Source organism: Peteryoungia ipomoeae, from assembly GCF_004912165.1.
Classification (GTDB): Bacteria; Pseudomonadota; Alphaproteobacteria; order Rhizobiales; family Rhizobiaceae; genus Allorhizobium; species Allorhizobium ipomoeae.
In genome coordinates, this window is sequence record NZ_STGV01000001.1 from 262,810 (window position 1) to 280,459 (window position 17,650).

At 60.4% G+C, this 17,650-nt stretch carries 10 protein-coding genes; 7 read left to right on the forward strand and 3 right to left on the reverse strand.

Annotated elements, in window-relative coordinates; all coding sequences use genetic code 11:
- Positions 1-68: 68 nt before the first annotated feature.
- Positions 69-695 (reverse strand): bifunctional nicotinamidase/pyrazinamidase, encoded by a 627-nt coding sequence (pncA, locus tag FAA97_RS01235; RefSeq protein WP_136596713.1) that lies wholly within the window; start codon positions 693-695, stop codon positions 69-71.
- 194 nt (positions 696-889) lie between these two features.
- Here pncA and FAA97_RS01240 point away from each other — a divergent pair, with 194 nt between their 5' ends.
- From FAA97_RS01240 to FAA97_RS01250, 3 genes are all read left to right on the forward strand, one after another.
- Complete coding sequence (locus tag FAA97_RS01240) at positions 890-3,229, forward strand: glucose/quinate/shikimate family membrane-bound PQQ-dependent dehydrogenase (protein WP_136596714.1); 2,340 nt, start codon at positions 890-892, stop codon at positions 3,227-3,229.
- 153 nt (positions 3,230-3,382) lie between these two features.
- On the forward strand, positions 3,383-3,661 hold the full coding sequence (locus FAA97_RS01245) for a DUF6074 family protein (protein ID WP_136596715.1): 279 nt from the start codon (positions 3,383-3,385) through the stop codon (positions 3,659-3,661).
- Positions 3,662-3,849: 188 nt separating this feature from the next.
- Positions 3,850-4,113 (forward strand): DUF6074 family protein, encoded by a 264-nt coding sequence (locus tag FAA97_RS01250; protein WP_136596716.1) that lies wholly within the window; start codon positions 3,850-3,852, stop codon positions 4,111-4,113.
- Positions 4,114-4,143: 30 nt separating this feature from the next.
- On the opposite strand, the gene FAA97_RS01255 is transcribed toward FAA97_RS01250, so the two are convergent.
- Both FAA97_RS01255 and FAA97_RS01260 read right to left on the reverse strand, forming a co-directional pair.
- Positions 4,144-5,112 (reverse strand): glycosyl transferase family 90, encoded by a 969-nt coding sequence (locus FAA97_RS01255; protein ID WP_168800886.1) that lies wholly within the window; start codon positions 5,110-5,112, stop codon positions 4,144-4,146.
- 92 nt (positions 5,113-5,204) lie between these two features.
- Positions 5,205-7,676 carry an ATP-dependent helicase gene (locus tag FAA97_RS01260; protein ID WP_136596718.1) on the reverse strand — a complete coding sequence of 824 codons (2,472 nt, stop codon included), beginning with the start codon at positions 7,674-7,676 and terminating at the stop codon, positions 5,205-5,207.
- A gap of 275 nt (positions 7,677-7,951) precedes the next feature.
- On the opposite strand from FAA97_RS01260, the gene FAA97_RS01265 reads away from it, so the two are divergent.
- From FAA97_RS01265 to FAA97_RS01280, 4 genes are all read left to right on the forward strand, one after another.
- On the forward strand, positions 7,952-9,130 hold the full coding sequence (locus FAA97_RS01265; RefSeq protein ID WP_136596719.1) for an efflux RND transporter periplasmic adaptor subunit: 1,179 nt from the start codon (positions 7,952-7,954) through the stop codon (positions 9,128-9,130).
- A complete protein-coding gene (locus FAA97_RS01270; protein WP_136596720.1) occupies positions 9,127-12,276 on the forward strand; it encodes an efflux RND transporter permease subunit in 3,150 nt (1,049 codons plus the stop codon). Before FAA97_RS01265 ends, FAA97_RS01270 begins: the two co-directional genes overlap by 4 nt.
- A gap of 83 nt (positions 12,277-12,359) precedes the next feature.
- Positions 12,360-13,769 (forward strand): FAD-binding oxidoreductase, encoded by a 1,410-nt coding sequence (locus tag FAA97_RS01275; protein ID WP_136596721.1) that lies wholly within the window; start codon positions 12,360-12,362, stop codon positions 13,767-13,769.
- Positions 13,770-13,844: 75 nt separating this feature from the next.
- Positions 13,845-17,606, forward strand: coding sequence for an AsmA family protein (locus FAA97_RS01280; RefSeq protein WP_136596722.1), 3,762 nt, complete (start codon positions 13,845-13,847; stop codon positions 17,604-17,606).
- Positions 17,607-17,650 lie beyond the last annotated feature (44 nt).

Here is a 17,650-nt window from a genome sequence, read left to right on the forward strand (position 1 = left end):
GTCATGTCGTTCGCTGGCGTCTAACGCCTGCCGCAAAAAAAGGCAATCACGTGTTGACGGCCAGCTTGTCAGGGCGCAATCGCGCCACTGTCGATGATCTCCACCCCGGCTTCGCGCAAATCGGCCAAGGTTTGAACAACGCCTTGCGGGTCGATGCCGCGGCAGCCGTCTGCAATCAGCCGCACGGTGACATTCGGCAACATGTCCCGCGCATCGAGCGCGGAAAAGCGCACGCAATAGTCTGTGGCTAGCCCCATGATGTCCAGGTCTGCCACGCCCTTCCCGACCAGATACTGGCCAAGTCCTGTCAGTGCGGCGCGATCATTGTCGCGAAAGGCGGAATAGCTGTCGACAGTGCGATTTTCGCCTTTTTTCTGCACGTAGTCGAAAAGTTTGGTCTCAAGGTCGGGATGAAACTTCGCGTCATCCGTGCCCTGTACGCAGTGGTCGGGCCACATCATCTGCTGCTGGCCGGCAAGTACGCCCATTTCAAACGGATGTTTGCCCGGATGCTGGGAGGCAAAGCTGCCGTGATCGGCCGGGTGCCAGTCCTGCGAAGCGATGATCAGGTCATAATACTCGCTGCGCATCAGTCTATTGGCAACCGGTACAACGGCATCGCCATCGGCGACCGGCAGGTTGCCGCCCGGACAAAAGCCATTCTGGATGTCGATGAGCAGCAGTGCCTTTGTCATGTCTCTCTCCTTGATGCGTGCGCAAGATGGCAATGGCTGGGACATCAATCAAGGTCGATTGCGCTCAGTTCCTTGGCGACGAGATTCAGCAAGAAATCGCGATGTTTGGAACAATCTTTCGAAATCCCCGTTCGGACTTATGTCCGCCCTCGCGGAAGTCCGCAATTTCTACGACCAAAAGATTGGAATCTGAGATGCTCGTGATCATCACAGCAGTCGTCTTCGGCATATTGGGCCTGGTGCTCGCCGGAGGCGGCGTGCAATTGGCGATGCTTGGAGGTAGTCCATACTATCTTCTCGCTGGCATTGCCTTTCTCGCAACCGCCTTTTTCGTCTATCGACGCCGCATAGAGGCGCTCTGGATCTACGGAGCCGTTATCCTTGCGAGCCTGATCTGGGCGATATTTGAAGTCGGTCTTGATTGGTGGCAGCTCGGAACCCGTGGAGGGCTTGTTGTTCTCCTGGGTGTTTGGCTTCTGGTCCTCTATGCACTTGGTTCCTTTAATCCACGCCCGGACCGGTCGAGGAGGCGTTTCGATCTCCTGGCTCTTGCCGCGCCGCTTGTCCTATCCGTCATAGTCGCCGGCGTTTCCCTCTTCATCGACCCCTATGGGCGTGAAGGCGCTCTGCCGGTCGAGGCCAGCGTCGCAGCACCCAACCTTGGCAATGCGATCCCGGAGGCTGATTGGCAACAGTATGGGCGCACGCAGTTCGGCCAGCGCTATTCGCCCCTGACCCAGATCAACACTGAGAATGTCAAAGATCTCGAGGTTGCCTGGACCTATCAGACGGGCGATGTGAAGCTGCCTGAAGATGTCGGCGAGACCACCTACCAGGTGACACCCCTGAAAGTTGGAAATACGCTCTATCTCTGCACGCCACACAACTGGGCAATTGCAGTGGATGCGGCAACCGGCAAGGAGAAATGGAAGTTTGACCCGAATGCCGGGCTAAACCCCGATCGCCAGCATCAGACCTGCCGCGGTGTGACCTACTACGCCGATCCGAATGCGTCTGCCGGTGGTCTGTGTTCAGCACGCGTTTATCTGCCGACATCCGACGCGCGGCTGATCGCACTCGATGCCGAAACCGGTACAATCTGCGAAAGCTTTGCGGAGCAGGGGACCCTGCGGCTTGAGCAGAAAATGCCCTACAATCCTGCGGGCTACTACTATTCCACGTCGCCGCCTGTCATCGTCGGCAACAAGATCATCATCGGCGGTGCCGTCAACGACAACTATTCGAACCAATCGCCGTCGGGTGTTATCCGTGCCTTTGATGTCAATACCGGGGAATTGCTGTGGAACTGGGATAGCGGCAATCCGGAGCAGACCGAGCCACTGGCAGAGGGTGAAACCTACTCGGCCAACTCGCCCAACAGCTGGTCGATCTTCTCGGTCGATGAGGAGCTCGGGCTTGTCTATATCCCCTTGGGCAACCAGACCCCAGACCAGCTCGGGATGGGCAGAAGCGAAGCGGTCGAGCGCCATTCCTCGTCTATCGTCGCGCTGGATGTGAATACGGGTGCTGACCGCTGGGTCAGGCAAACCGTCCATCACGATCTCTGGGACATGGACGTCCCGGCGCAGCCTGTGTTGATCGATATTCCCGATGCTGAGGGGCAAGTGGTTCCCGCTCTGGTCGGGCCAACCAAACAAGGCGACATTTACGTGCTCGACCGTCGCACCGGCGAGCCGATCATTCCTGTTCGGGAAATCCCGGCTCCCGGCGGCACGATCCCGGAAGATTTTGCCGCGCCGACGCAGCCGATTTCCGATCTGACCTTCCGTCCGGCAAAGCTTGAGGAGAAGGACATGTGGGGCCTCAGCATCATCGATCAGATGATGTGCCGGATCGCCTTCCGTCAGCTCCGCTATGATGGCCAGTATACCCCTCCGTCGGTTGAGGGAACGCTGGTCTACCCTGGCAACTTCGGCACATTCAACTGGGGCTCTGTCGCTGTCGATCCCGAGAGGCTGGTCATGTTCGGCATGCCAACCTATCTGGCCTTCACCGTACAACTGGTTCCGCGCGAAGATATCCCCGAAAAGCGAGAGGGCGAGACCGGATCGGAGCAGGGCTTGAACCGCAATGAAGGTTCTCCCTACGGCGTGGTGATGGGGCCCTTCCTCTCGCCGATCGGCATCCCCTGCCAGGCGCCGCCATGGGGCACGATCGCCGGAACTGATCTTCGCACAGGCGAGATCGCCTATCAGCACCGCAATGGCACGGTCTATGACATGACGCCGCTGCCGCTGCCGTTCAAGGTCGGTGTTCCCGGCATTGGTGGGCCAATGATCACCAAGGGTGGTGTCGTGTTCCTGGGTGCTGCTGTCGACAACTACCTTCGCGCCTACGACCTGACCACGGGTGACCAGTTGTGGGAAGCTCGATTGCCGGCAGGCGGTCAGGCGACGCCGATGACCTATGCCTTGGAGGATGGCAAGCAGTATGTGGTCATGGTCGCCGGCGGGCATGGCTCTGTTGGCACCAAGGCTGGCGACTACGTTATCGCCTACCGACTGCCAGACTAACTTTTACGCGCATTGTGACGAGAGACACGCGCCCGGCAGTCCGCTGCCGGGCGCGTCACATTTCGGAGCAGATCATCGTCATTGTTCCCTCTGCGAAACGGAACATTAACCATCTGATTCTACGTCGGGTGCCGTTACGTAAGGATGTTTTGCATGATTGCTTCTGCCATGATCGGCCAGCCCGTTTCCACCGTTGCCTTTTTTCCGCTTGCCAGCCGACGGGACCTTGTCCGTCGTTCGGCCCTGGAACTCGACCGACTCCATGGTCGTGCCGCCGATCAGTTCTGGATCACCACCTGCCGGGCGCTCGGTCAGGAACTGCTCGCTGTCGGATGCCCGGAAGCCGAGATGCGTGCGGATATCATGGATTTCCAGGCTGCCGTTCAGAGGGAGCTGATGTGGCTGCATCGTGAGGAAGCCGCGCAGGGCTGACTTGCAGCTATGATGTTCTTGAGGGCAGCAGATGGACGTGTGGGCGATGTTGCGATGAGATCAAAGGCGAGGTCTGCTCCATTCCGACACGCTCGAAGACACTTTTCCGCCGCGCCGAAACCGAACATTAACTATCTGAATTTAAACCCATGGTGTGACCAGATGTTGTTTCGCGTGGGTGTTTCGCCATGACCGGCCAGACTGTTTCTAAGATCGCCTTCTTTCCACTCGCCAGCCGCCGCCACCTGGTGCGTCGTTCTGCGGTTGAACTGGACAAGCTGAACGGCCGGGCGGCTGACACCTATTGGAAGAAAACCTGCCGCGCCCTTGGGCAGGAACTCCTCTCGCTGGGATGTCCTGAAGAAACCATGCGCGCTGAAGTCATGGAATTCCAGAACGCTGTCCAGTGGGAACTGGTGTGGCTGCACGGCAGTGACGCGGCGGAAGGCTGATTAGCCCTTCCGGCGAGTGTCAGTCGTGCGCTATGCGCCGGCCATGACCTCAGTGAGCACGTCCGACGGACTGAGTTGACCACTCAGGCAGAGATATTTCTCGAGCACGAGCAGCGATAGCGCCTCGTCCATCCGCGCGTCCAGAAACCGGTTCCGATAGGCCTGGGCTTCTCTGACGATCGCCTGTGCGTCCGCGGGATTGCGCTCGTAATATTCGAACTTCTCCTCCAGGTCGCTCATGTCGTCGCGGATTTCGACGTAATGACGGCCGGCTTCCAGGCTGCCTTCCATATACCAGGTCTCAAACCGCAGCTTCGGCGAAAAGCAGAGCGAGTTGCTGGACATGATCCATTTGAGGTTGGTTGCGACGTCGTTGCCCTCGATGGACAGGATGTAACGGTATTGAAGCTGCTGCTCGATCGACAGAAACGGTTTTTGCCATTCCGGTGGACTGTTTTTGCCAGTTGTGCCGACATCAATATGCGGGTGCCCGCTGAAGGTCTTGACGAGCGAAAGCCGCCTGTCGTTGTTCGGCGCGCCGCGCCAGACGACACCCGACTTCTTTTCTGTGAAGGGGATCGCATCGTGTGTCTGGCGGAAATGGCGGAATTTATCCAGTTTCATCAAAACGGAATTGGCATTGTGCTCGCCGATCGGGCGGCTTTTCACCACCGTTGGCACGTCCGGCACATGTGTGATGTCGCCGAACAGCGTGCTGACACGTGAGGTCGCGGGGAAGTAGCGGGCCGTTTCCATGAAGTCGAAATAGTAGCGGCTCGCACCGCGAGGCGTGCCCTTGATGGTGTGAGCCTCTAGCGCTGGTGTGAACGGCACCGCTAGCTTGTTGTAATAGCGCAGCCGCCGACGGAGTTCGGCAAGATCGAGGTTGGCAAACTGATCAAGACGCGTGGGGCGTCTTGCGGCGAAGTACCGCTGGGGCAGGGCATCCTTGGCATAGTTCTCGATGTAGTAGAGAAGTCGCGCAATGCGTATGTTCACCATGCCGTCCCGACGATCTTTCTGCTTGTTGTCACGCGGGAATAGCACCGTCGGGAAACGGGGTCGAGCGGCTTTCCCGCCCGAACCCCTGATCACGAGACGGCTTCGACGAACCCGTCTAGAACGCGCTTCTGGCCTGCCCGGTCAAAGTCGATCGTCAGCTTGTTGCCTTCGATGGACGCGATATTGCCGTTGCCGAACTTGATGTGGAAGACGCGGTCGCCGACCGAAAAGCGCGATGGCTCGCTGTTCGTCGATCGGGCAACCAGTTCGCCGTCGATCGTTTTGGCCCGAGGTCCGCTTTCGCCGTAACCGATCCGCTCGACGGCATGGCCGGAGCGAGATCCCCAGTTGTCGCGGGTGGCGTCGGTCTTGTTGGCCTGGGCGCGCTTCCAGCCCGGCGTCGAATAGGCGTTCTGGAACGGCTCCTGCTTGTCGAAGCGGGACTGGCCGTACGGGTTGCGACCATAACCGCCATAAGAGGTCTCTGCCTCGGCGACGTCGACATGGGCGGGTGGCAATTCGTCGAGGAAGCGCGAGGGCATGGTCGACTGCCAGAGGCCGTGGATGCGACGGTTGGAGACGAACCATATGTGGCAGCGACGCTTGGCGCGGGTGATGCCGACATAGGCGAGGCGCCGCTCTTCCTCCAGACCCGAGCGGCCGCCTTCATCCAATGCGCGCTGATGAGGGAAGAGGCCCTCTTCCCAGCCTGGCAAGAACACTGTTTCGAACTCAAGCCCCTTGGCCGAATGCAGCGTCATGATCGATACGGCGTCGAGATTTTCGTTTGTCTCGGCATCCATGACCAGCGACACATGCTCAAGGAAGCCGCGTAGGCTCTCGAAGGCTTCCATCGAGCGGACAAGTTCCTTCAGGTTTTCAAGCCGTCCCGGCGCTTCCGCCGATTTGTCGTTCTGCCACATTGCGGTGTAGCCGCTCTCGTCGAGGATCTGCTCGGCAAGCTCGGTATGGGGCGTGTTTTCCAGAAGCGACTGCCAGCGGCGGAAATCCGTGACGACGTCAAAAAGCGCCTTGCGCGCCTTTGGCTTCAACTCGTCGGTTTCGATGATGTCGCCCGCTGCCGCAAGCATCGGGATGTCGCGGGTGCGGGCATAATCATGTAGATTGCGGATGGTCGTGTCGCCGAGACCGCGCTTCGGCGTGTTGACGATGCGCTCGAAGGCGAGATCGTCTGCCGGCTGGCAGACGAGGCGAAAGTAGGCCATCGCATCGCGGATTTCGAGGCGTTCGTAAAAGCGCGGGCCGCCGATGACGCGGTAGTTGAGGCCAAGCGTCACGAAGCGGTCTTCGAATTCGCGCATCTGGAAGGAAGCGCGCACAAGGATCGCCATGTTGTTCAGCGGATGCTGCTTGCGCTGCAGCTGTTCGATCTCCTCGCCGACGGCGCGGGCTTCCTCTTCGGAATCCCAGGCGGCGTGGACAACGACCTTCTCGTCATTGGGGTCGACGCGATCGGTGAACAGCGTCTTGCCAAGGCGCCCCTCGTTATGAGCAATCAAATGACCCGCAGCACCGAGGATATGCTCGGTCGAGCGGTAGTTGCGCTCAAGCTTGATCACCTTTGCGCCGGGAAAATCCTTCTCGAAGCGCAGGATATTGTCGACTTCCGCACCACGCCAACCATAGATCGATTGGTCATCATCGCCGACGCAGCAGACATTCTGCGGCACGCCGGGCGGTCGCTGCGCGAGCAGCCTTAGCCACATGTACTGTGCGGTGTTTGTGTCCTGATACTCGTCGACCAGAATATATCTGAACCGCTGGTGATACTCCTTGAGCAGGTCGGGATTGGCGCGGAACATGCGGATGGGGTGCATCAGCAGGTCGCCGAAGTCACAGGCGTTCAGTGTCTTCAGGCGGTTCTGATAGGCGGCATAGAGTTCGCGACCGCGGCCATTGGCAAAGGCACGGGCATCGCCTTCGGGGATTTGGGCCGGATCGAGCCCCTTGTTCTTCCAGCCGTCGATCATCGCGGAAAATTGCTTGGCGGGCCAGCGTTTGTCGTCAATGCCCTCTGCCTGGATGATCTGCTTGATCAGCCGTACCACGTCATCGGTATCGAGAATGGTGAAGTCGGATGTCAGCCCGACGAGCTCGGCATGGCGCCGCAGGAGCTTGACCCCGATCGAGTGGAAGGTGCCGAGCCAGGGCATGCCTTCGACCTGGCCGCCGACGAGAACGCCGATCCGCTCCTTCATCTCCCGTGCGGCCTTGTTGGTGAAGGTCACGGCCAGGATCTGGCTCGGATAGGCGCGGTTGCTGGCAAGGATATGCGCGATGCGGGTGGTCAGCACGCGGGTCTTTCCGGTTCCTGCGCCCGCAAGGACAAGCACTGGGCCATCGACCGTTTCCACGGCCTCCCGCTGCTCGGGGTTCAGGCCCGAGATATAGTCAGGTGCACGGGATTGATCACGGGCCGCCATGGCACGCGCGGCAATGCCGAGCCCACCGGCTGCTGGTGCGGGGGCCGGTTCCACTCGCTTCTTGCGCGGTGCCGGTTCCTCGTCAAAGAAGGGAATATCATCAAAACCACTGGTCATGCGGCTCAATGTAGTGATTCGGTCCCGAAAGGCCAGTGTAACCGTTCTGGTTTTATTCTCGCCCTCGCTCTTGCGCACGGCTTTTTGGGGTCGCCCATAGCCCAAGTCATCGCGGTTCCTATCTATGCCGAAAGCACCGCTGCGAAGTCTTTCGATCACGGGACCGTGAAAGCGTAGAGATTACAAATCAGTAAGCTTGCGTTTCTGCCATTGCCAGCCACAATTCAGGCCGGATACTGGAGCGAAATATTTCATCTCATATCTTTGGAGCCTGCATGCCGATCTGGAAGCAACTCTCGCTGTGTCTTTTCATCCTGGCCCTCGGCGTCTGTGGCTGGGTGTATCTGTCACCGGCAGCCGGCCCGACACTGGTCGGTCTCGGGGTGCCACAAGGACTTGTTTCCATGGTCGCGCCGTCTTCGCAGGCGGGCGATGGCAAGGGGCAGGCCCAAGGAGGTGGGCAGGGACAAGGGCGTCGCGGCGGCGGAGGTCAGCAGGATATCCTGGTCGCAATCGAGCCGGTGGCCATGGGCGTGATCAATGATCGCCTGAACGCCATCGGTGACGGCGAGGCCATTGAGGCGGTGACTGTCATGCCCCAGGCAAGCGGGATGGTGGCCGAGATTGCCGTGAAATCGGGGCAGCGTGTCGAGAAGGGCGATATCATCGCACGTCTCGACAGCGAAGAACAGGTGATCCTGCGCGATCAGGCCGCCGTCGCGCTGCGCAGCGCGAAGGAAAAAGCCGAGTCCTATGGCAATCTTCAGAGCTTCTCCCGGCTCGAAGTGCTCGACGCGAAGATCGCCGAGGAGCAGGCGCAATTGCAGCTGACGACAGCCGAGCTCAACCTCAAGCGGCGCGATATCGTTGCACCGATCACCGGGGTGATCGGAATCGTCGGCGTCAATATCGGTGACAATGTCACGACGACCAGCCCGATCGTCACGCTTGACAATCGTGATCGACTGCTCGTCGATTTCTGGGTGCCCGAGCGTTTTGCCGCCACGATCAAAACGGACATGCCCGTCGAAGCAACCTCCGTCTCTCGTCCTGGGCAGCAGTTTGCAGGAAAGGTCGAGGCCGTCGACAGCCGCGTCGATCAGGCCAGCCGCACCATTCGCATTCGAGCGCGCATCGATAATCCCGATGATGTCTTGCGCGCGGGCATGTCGTTCAACGTTTCCATGCGCTTTCCCGGCGACCAGTTCGCGTCCGTCAATCCGCTTGCGGTGCAGTGGGACGGTGAAGGATCCTATGTCTGGCAAATCGTCGACAACAAATCCTTCAAGAAGCGGGTCAAGATCATCCAGCGCAATTCCGACAAGATCCTGGTCGACGCGGAGTTGAAGGCGGGTGATCTCGTTGCGGTCGAGGGGCTGCAGCGCGTTCGCGAAGGCGGGGCTGTCCGTGTTGCTGCTCCTGATCCGAAAGCACCGGAGGTGGCCGTCCGATGAGCGGAAACGGGTTCGAGACCGGCAAGGCCGGCAATAGCTTCACGGCTTTGTTTATTCGCCGCCCGGTATTGGCGGCCGTGCTCAATACACTGCTGGTGGTCGGCGGTCTCGCGGCGCTGGCGGGCATCGAAATTCGCGAGCTTCCTGACGTCGACAGGCCGGTGATATCCGTGTCGGTCGACTACGACGGTGCCTCGCCGCAAACCATGGATCAGGAGGTTACCCGGATTATCGAGGGAGCCGTCGCGCGCGTCAGCGGGCTGAAGTCGATCTCCTCGCGATCGCAATTCGGCTCCAGCCGGACCACGCTCGAATTCAGCGATTCCGCAGATCTCGCGGTTGCCGCCAATGATGTTCGGGATGCTCTTGGCCGGGTCATTGGACAGTTGCCTGAGGATGCGGAAGAGCCTCGCATCGTCAAGGCGGATGCCGATTCCGATGCGATCATGCGCCTTGCCGTCACATCCTCCACGCTCGGAATGGAGGATCTGACGCTTCTGGTGAACAACGAGATATCCGACCGTCTTGCCGCGGTTGAAGGTGTGGCAGACGTTCAGGTCTACGGCGATCAGGAAAAGGTCTTCCGTGTTGACGTGAACCAGGCAGCGCTTGCCAGCCGCGGATTGACGGTCGCCTCGCTCGTTGAAGCGCTTCGCAACTCTTCGCTGGACGTGCCGGCAGGATCGCTGGAATCCGCCACCCAGGATATCGTGGTTCGCGCCACGGCAAGTCTCAGCACTGCCGAGGACTTCGAGAATGTCCTCGTCGGAGACAAGGTGCGTCTGCGTGATGTGGCAACGATCACGCTTGGCCCTGATGACGGTTCGACGTCGCTGCGATCCAATGGCATTCAGGGCGTCGGCCTCGGTATCGTCCGCCAGGCGCAGTCGAACACGCTCAATATTTCTGCGGGTGTGCATGCCGCCGTCGCGGCGATGAGCGAAGCGCTACCGGAAGGTACACGGGTTGCGATCACCAGTGATGATGCCGTCTTCATCGAAGGCGCGCTACACGAGGTCGAAATCGCACTTGGCCTGTCTGCCGCGATTGTCCTCGTTGTCCTCTATCTCTTTCTTCGGGATTGGCGCGCAACGCTCATTCCGGCTCTGACCATGCCGGTTGCTCTCATCGGGACGCTGGTTGCCATTTACATGGTCGGCTTCTCGATCAACATCCTGACGCTTTTGGCCATCGTGCTCGCGACGGGGCTTGTGGTCGATGACGCAATCGTCGTGCTTGAGAATATCGTGCGCCGGCGAGCCGAAGGAATGGGCCCACGGGCAGCGGCGGTCCTCGGCACGCAGGAAGTCTTTTTTGCGGTGTTGGCAACGACTGCGACGCTTGCCGCCGTCTTTGTCCCGCTTTCCTTCCTGCCGGGCCAGCTTGGCGGGTTGTTTCGCGAATTCGGCTTCGTGCTCGCCTTTGCGGTGCTCTTGTCCTCGATCACTGCCTTGACGCTCTGCCCGATGATGGCGTCTCGTATGCTCGGTCGACATGAGCATTCCAAGCCCGGTCTGCTGACGCGTTTTGGCGAAGGATTTTCTGATCTTTACCGGCGAACGCTGACTTCGTGTCTCGGCAATCCGCTGGTCGTGATCCTTGTTGCCAGCCTTTTCATGGCAGCGGCTTACGTAACGTTTACCGGCATCAGGAATGAGCTTACGCCGCGTGAGGACCGTTCCATGGTGATGATGCGACTGAGCACGCCACAAGGGTCGAGCCTTACCTACACGCGCGATCAATTGCAGCGGGTCGAAGAGAACCTGCGCCCCCTCGTCGACAGCGGCGAGATCCGCAATATCTTCTCGCTGTCCGGTCAGGGGTCGTCCAACAGCGGCTTCATGGTGATGACACTCGCTCCTTGGTCGGAGCGCACACGCAGTCAGGACGAGATCGTTCAGGACGTCAACGCGGCTGCAGCCACGGTGCCGGCTCTTCGCGGCAATGTGTTCCAGTCCAACAGTCTGCGCATCCGCGGTGCTGGCAACGGTTTGCAGATGGCGCTTGTCGGATCCGATCACGAGATCCTGACGGAAGCCGCGCTCAAGGTCGTGGAGGCGATGGCGGAGCGGTCGGAATTCGATATACCACGGCTTTCCAATGAGCCGACACAGGCGCAGATTTCCGTCACCATGAACCGTGAACGCGCGTCCGATCTGGGTATCGACATCGATGCCATCGGCACGTCGCTTCAGGCCCTGCTGGAAGGGCGGTCCGTCACGGATGTCTTTGTTGACGGTACCTCCATTCCGGTCCGGATTGTCTCCAGCACCCAGCCGATCAACGATCCGACGGATCTGGAGAACATCTTCCTGACGACATCGGATGGCCGGGTCGTGCCGATGTCCAGTATTGCCTCGCTTGAGGAGACGGCGGTATCGCCGAGCCTGAACCGAGAGCAGCAACTGGCCTCTGTCTCCTTCTCCGCCGGGCTCAGTGAGGGTGTCGCGCTGGGGGATGCCATCGAAATTGCAAAGCAGATCGCCGAGCCTCTCTTGCCGCCGGGGGCGCGCCTAGTGGCTCTGGCGGAAGCCGCGACCCTTGAGGAAAACAGTTACGGCATGGCATTGACCTTCGGTTTCGCCATCGCAGTCATCTTCCTGGTGCTGGCTGCGCAGTTTGAAAGTGTCATCTCGGCCCTGATTATCATGGCGACAGTGCCGCTTGGCCTTGCCTGTGCCGTATTCGCGCTTCTGGTCACCGGCTCCAGCCTCAATGTCTACAGTCAGATCGGGCTTGTTCTGCTTGTCGGCGTCATGGCCAAGAACGGTATCCTGATTGTCGAATTCGCCAATCAGCTGCGGGATCGCGGGCACTCGGTGCGCGAAGCCATTGAAATGGCCTGCACGATCCGTCTTCGCCCGGTCATGATGACGATGATCGCGACCGTGCTTGGCGGCGTGCCGCTTGTGCTGGCTCAAGGTGCAGGGGCTGAAGCGCGCGTTGCCCTTGGATGGGTCATCGTCGGTGGTCTGGGTTTTGCCACCCTTATTACGCTCTATATCACGCCCGTTGCGTACCTCCTCCTTGCGCGCTTCTCCAAACCGCATGCCGAGGAAGAGGCGCGCTTCCACTCGGAGCTGGAGGATGCCGCGTTGACGGGTGCCAACGACCCCGGGGTTCCGCAACGGGCCGCTGCAGAGTGAGGCCGTCCCTGGCTTCGGGGCGGTGGACGAATCGACCATTGCCCCCTAGCGTGCGCGGCGTCAGCAGCTGTTAGGAGGCGTAGATGGCGCTCAAGGATGTCATTGACGGACCGAGAAACGAGATTGGTCTCAGTGAGGTCGTCCAGGCGCTCTCTGCACAGTTTGGCGAGAGATTTCAAACCGGCAAAGCCCATCGCGAGCAGCACGCGCATAGCACGAGCTATCTTCCTGCCCAATTGCCGGATGGCGTGGTGTTCGTCGAAAGTGGCAAGGAGGTTCAAGCCATCGTTCGCCTTTGCGCGCACCACAAGGTGCCGATTATCGGTTTCGGCGCTGGCACTTCGTTGGAAGGGCAGGTGAACGCTGCATCTGGTGGCATCTGCGTGGATTTTACCTGGATGAACAAAGTGCTGCGCGTGAGCCCGGAAGATCTCGATTGCACGGTCGAGCCCGGCGTTACCCGCGAGGCGTTGAATGTTTATCTGCGTGATACCGGTCTGTTCTTTCCGATTGATCCGGGTGCCAATGCCTCGATTGGCGGTATGGCCTCGACCCGCGCGTCCGGCACCAATGCCGTGCGCTACGGAACAATGAAGGACAATGTGCTGGCCCTGACAGTCGTGACGGCGAATGGCGAGGAGATCACGACGGCCCAGCGGGCGCGCAAGTCGTCTGCCGGGTATGATCTAACCCGCCTCTTTGTTGGAGCGGAGGGCACACTCGGCCTCATTACCTCGATCACTTTGCGGCTCCAGGGCATTCCGGAAAAGATCGGCGGCGGCGTGTGCGGCTTTCCGTCTCTTGAGGATGCCTGCAACGCCGTCATTACGACCATCCAGCTCGGTATTCCTGTTGCGCGCATCGAATTGCTCGATCAGATGCAAATGCGCGCCTGCAATGCCTATTCGAAGCTGACCTATCCCGAGCAGCCGACGCTTTTCGTCGAATTTCATGGCACGGACGAGGCTGTTGCCCTGTATTCCCGGCAGTTTGCCGCAATCGCGGCGGATTTCGGCTGCACAGATTTCCGCTATACGGAGGATGCCGAGGAGCGCGCACAATTGTGGAAGGCGAGACACAATGCCTATTGGGCGAGCCGAGCGCTTGCGCCGCATCTTGCCGGTCTTTCGACGGATGTGTGTGTGCCGATTTCGCGACTGGCCGATTGCGTGGCCGAAACTCAGGCCGATATTGCGGCGGAAGGATTTCTTGCGCCGATCGTCGGTCATGCCGGTGATGGCAACTTTCACGTTCTGGTTCTCTTTGATGACAAGAGCGAGGAGGACGTTGCGCGGGTTGAGGCTTTCACCGAGCGTTTGAGTGCGCGGGCGCTGGCCATGCAGGGCACGTGTACCGGTGAACACGGAATAGGGCAGGGGAAAATGCGCTATCTCGAGGCCGAACTTGGCGCGGCAATTCCGGCCATGCGGGCAGTCAAGCAGGCGCTCGATCCTGACAATATCTTCAATCCGGGGAAAATCTTCAGGCTCTGACTGCGAAAGCTGACGGGTTGCCTAGCCTTTGAAATTCGCTAAGGCTGTGGGCCACATATAAGGGAGTTGCAATCGGTGCTCGGACGCATTCTGGTAACGCTAGGCGGCCTCGTTGTCGTCGCGCTCTTTGTAGCTCTCCTGGCGCCGTTTTTCGTCGATTGGACCAGCTTCCGCCAGGAGTTCGAGGATCGTTCGAGCCGTATCCTCGGCAAGAAGGTCACGGTGCACGGAACCGTCAGCGCGCGTCTGCTTCCCTTTCCGTCGCTCAGCATGCAGGATGTAACCATCGGTGCAGATCTCGACGGATCGCCTCTGGTGACCATCGAACGCTTCTCGCTCGATGCCGAACTGGCGCCGCTACTCTCCGGCGAAGCCCGGATTTTCGATATGCGCATCGAGCAACCTCGTGCCCGCATACGTCTTCTCGAAAATGGTGAGCTGGACTGGTTGCGGGGAAGCAAGCCGACGCTGCCGGCGCGAACCGTGGTCCTGGAGAATCTGACCGTCACCGGCGGTGCCGTCGAATTCATCGACCAGCAGACCGGGCGCAACCGGCTCATCACAGACCTCGATGCCAAGGTATCGGCCCGCACACTTGCCGGGCCGTGGTCGATCGACGGTCGCGCGGTGCTCGACGGCGAGGCGGGGCACTTTACCCTGAATTCGACGCCGCCGACAGCAGACAGCCTGCCGCTCAGGCTGCGCCTGGAGCCTGATACGCGACCGGTCGATATCAATGTCGACGGAGCCCTGTCGCTGAGGGAAGGCCGCCCGGTTTACGAGGGCCGCTTTGATGCCATGGTCAAGGCCGAGATGCCTGAAGAGCAAGAGAGCGAGGAGCCGGCACCCGCACCCCGTATCCGCGGTGAGGTGGAGGTTACCAACGAAAGCATTGCGATCCCATCCTATCGCCTTGAAGTTGGCGATGTCGCCGACCCCTATGTGGTGACCGGAACCGGTAAGCTGGACACCGGGGCGAAGCCCGAATTCAGCCTGACGGCCGAGGGGCAGCAGATCGATGTCGCCAAGCTCGAAGCCAACAGTTCGACGGGCAAGACGTCACGCGTCGGCGCAATCTCGCTCAAGCATCGGCTGGACGTGGTGTTGCGTGTGGCGACGGCCATCCCCATTCCAAATGTTCCAGGCAAAGCCAGCCTGCGTCTGCCCGCTATTGTCGCCGGAGATACCGTGTTCCGCGATATCCAGCTCGATGTTCGCCCGGATGGACAAGGATGGGCGGTCGAAAAAGCTGTGGCCGTTTTGCCGGGCCGTACACAGGTAGAAGCAAGCGGCGCTTTGATGCTGGGCGGGGCACCGTCGTTTGAAGGCGATCTGCTGATTGCCTCGACGCAGCCATCAGGGCTTGCCACCTGGTTGTCCGGCAATGTCGACCCGGCTATTCGGCAATTGCGGTCGGCAGGCCTCTCGGCCTCCGTCAATCTGACCTCACAATTGCAGCGTTTCGAGAAGCTGGAACTTGCGCTCGGCTCGGACCCGCTTATCGGGCGCATGGAGCGCGAAACCTCCGAAAATGCGGGCTCAAGTCTCTCTATCGATCTCTCGGGCGACGTTCTCAACCTTGATGCAGCGCGCGCAATCGCTGCCCTGGTCACCGGGCAGGACGAGGCCGACAAGATCGTCGCCGACAAGGTTGCGGCGCGCCTGCAACTGCGCAAGCTGGTGGCCCTTGGTGTCGAGGCTGAACAGATCGACGCGATCCTGCGCTATGCAGACGGCCGAGTTGAGGTGGAGCGCCTGAATGTTGGCGATCTCGCCGGAGCGACCTTGCGCCTGGCGGGCAACTTTGCGGGCAAGGCTGATGCACCTGCTGCCAAAGGGCGCGTGACGATTTCCGCCGTAGATCCGGCGGGCCTTCTGGGTCTCGTAAAGGAGCGCTATGCCGCGTTGCCCGCGCTTGAGAGGTTTTTGGGTGCCTCGCGGTTTTATGCCGACACGGACGTCACGCTTGATATCGCGCTTTCCGAGACGGGTGCTTTGACTGTTGCAGGCGAGGGCCGCTCCAACGGCAGCCAAGTGCGTTTGAGTTACAATGGCAGCGTCAACGCAACTGGCGAGCGCGCGGTGGACGTTGAACTCAAGAACGATGATGCGGGCATTCTGATGGGGCAGGTCGGCATGGATCCCCTGCCGCTGCCGGTCGGTGATGGCGGCACGATAACCCTCAAGATTGCCGCCGACGACAAGAGTGGCGGAGAGGTCTCTGCAGTTTATCAAGCGCAGAAGACGCGGCTGGAACTGACCGGTGACACTGCCGACCTGGCGACCGGCCTGTTGGCAGATGGTTCATGGAGTTTCGCAATCGACAGCGCTGACCTCGCGCCATACCTTCTTGCGCTCAAGGCCAATCTGCCGGATCTGCAAGTCGGTTTGCCGGTCAAGGGTAATCTGGCCGTCAAGGTGGCCAAGGGGATCCTTTCGACCGAAGAGTTTACCGCAGAGATTGTGGGCCAGCCGGTCAAAGGGCGTGTCGATATCGATCTCACTGCAGCGCGGCCGCGGTTGAAGGGTACGATCGCCACGGAACAGCTCGATCTTGCCTGGCTGGCCGAAACCGTAACGGGGCCCTTGCGTGACGCGCAAAGCGGCGAGCTTGCTCAGACGGAACTATCAAGCAGTACCTTGCCTATCGATGTCAGTCTGAAGCTGGCCGCGGATCGCTTGTGGGTCGGGGCGGTGGAGGCCGTGCAAGATTTTGCAGGAGGCTTTGATCTCACTGTACGCGAAGCTGTGCTCGACGTAGAGCGCGGGAACTGGCTGGGTGGGACCGCCGCTGGACGGCTGTTCCTCGCCAATGCCGAAGGTGCCGGGCTGCTTCAGGCCAAGCTCACCGTCGATGGCGCCGATGTCGCAAGGACGCTCGAAGGTCTCAGAACTGAGCGCGGACTTGAACGCGGCAGTCAACTGGCGGGCCGCGCAAGCCTTACTCTGGTGCTCGAAGGCACGGGGGCGACACCGGCTGCCTTGATTGGCGGCGTTACCGGGTCCGGCGAAATGGTGTTCGAGCGCCTTCAGGTGACCGGTCTGAAGCTTGGCATCCTGCCCGAGATCATCGAAAGCGCCGATGCCATTGGCACCGCCATCGACCAGGAGGCGGTGCGCGGCATTGTCGCTCAGACTATTCCCCAAGACAGCGCCAAACTGGATGGGCTAAAGCTTCAGCTGTCGCTGGCGGACAGGATTTTGCGGGTGCAAAATGCGGCGTTCAAAGCCGAGGCTGCGGCACTGGGCGGCGATATGCGCCTCAATCTCCAGTCGGGCGACGTCGAAGGTTTGCTCAAGATTGTCCTGGATGCAGGCGATGCGGCACTTGAAGGGGCCGTCCCGGCGCTTGGGCTTGCTATAACCGGACCATTCGTTGCGCCGGCCGTTACCTATGACGTTACCGAGTTGACCAATTTCCTGGCGCTGAGAGCGTTTGAGATGGAGCGTCGGAGGGTAGAGGCTCTCCAGTCCAGCGTCCTTGAAAAGCAGCGCCTGCGGCGAGAATCGGCACTTGCCCGCGCTCGCATCGAGGAGCGTGCGCGCCAGGACGCCGAGTGGGCAAAACAGGAAGAGCAGACGCGCAAGGAGGCCGAAGCAGCCGCTGCGGCAAAGGCAGCGAAAGAGGCGGCTCGTGCCGCTGCCGCAACGTCAGGCAGCCCGGCACCGGAGGTCCCCAATCGAGCAGAGCCGGTTCGTCCGCCCCAACAACCTTCGGCGCCGGCCGAAACCAGTCCTGCGCCCGCACCGACCGGTGCCACGGCGCCGGAGCGTAGATTGTCCGTATCACCTGCAGAGCGGGTTGTGCGTCAGCCTTTGCCGGAGGTTCGTTTCTAGGCAGTGCCCAGTCTGCCGTGAGTGCCGGCAAAGGTTGGGCGAAG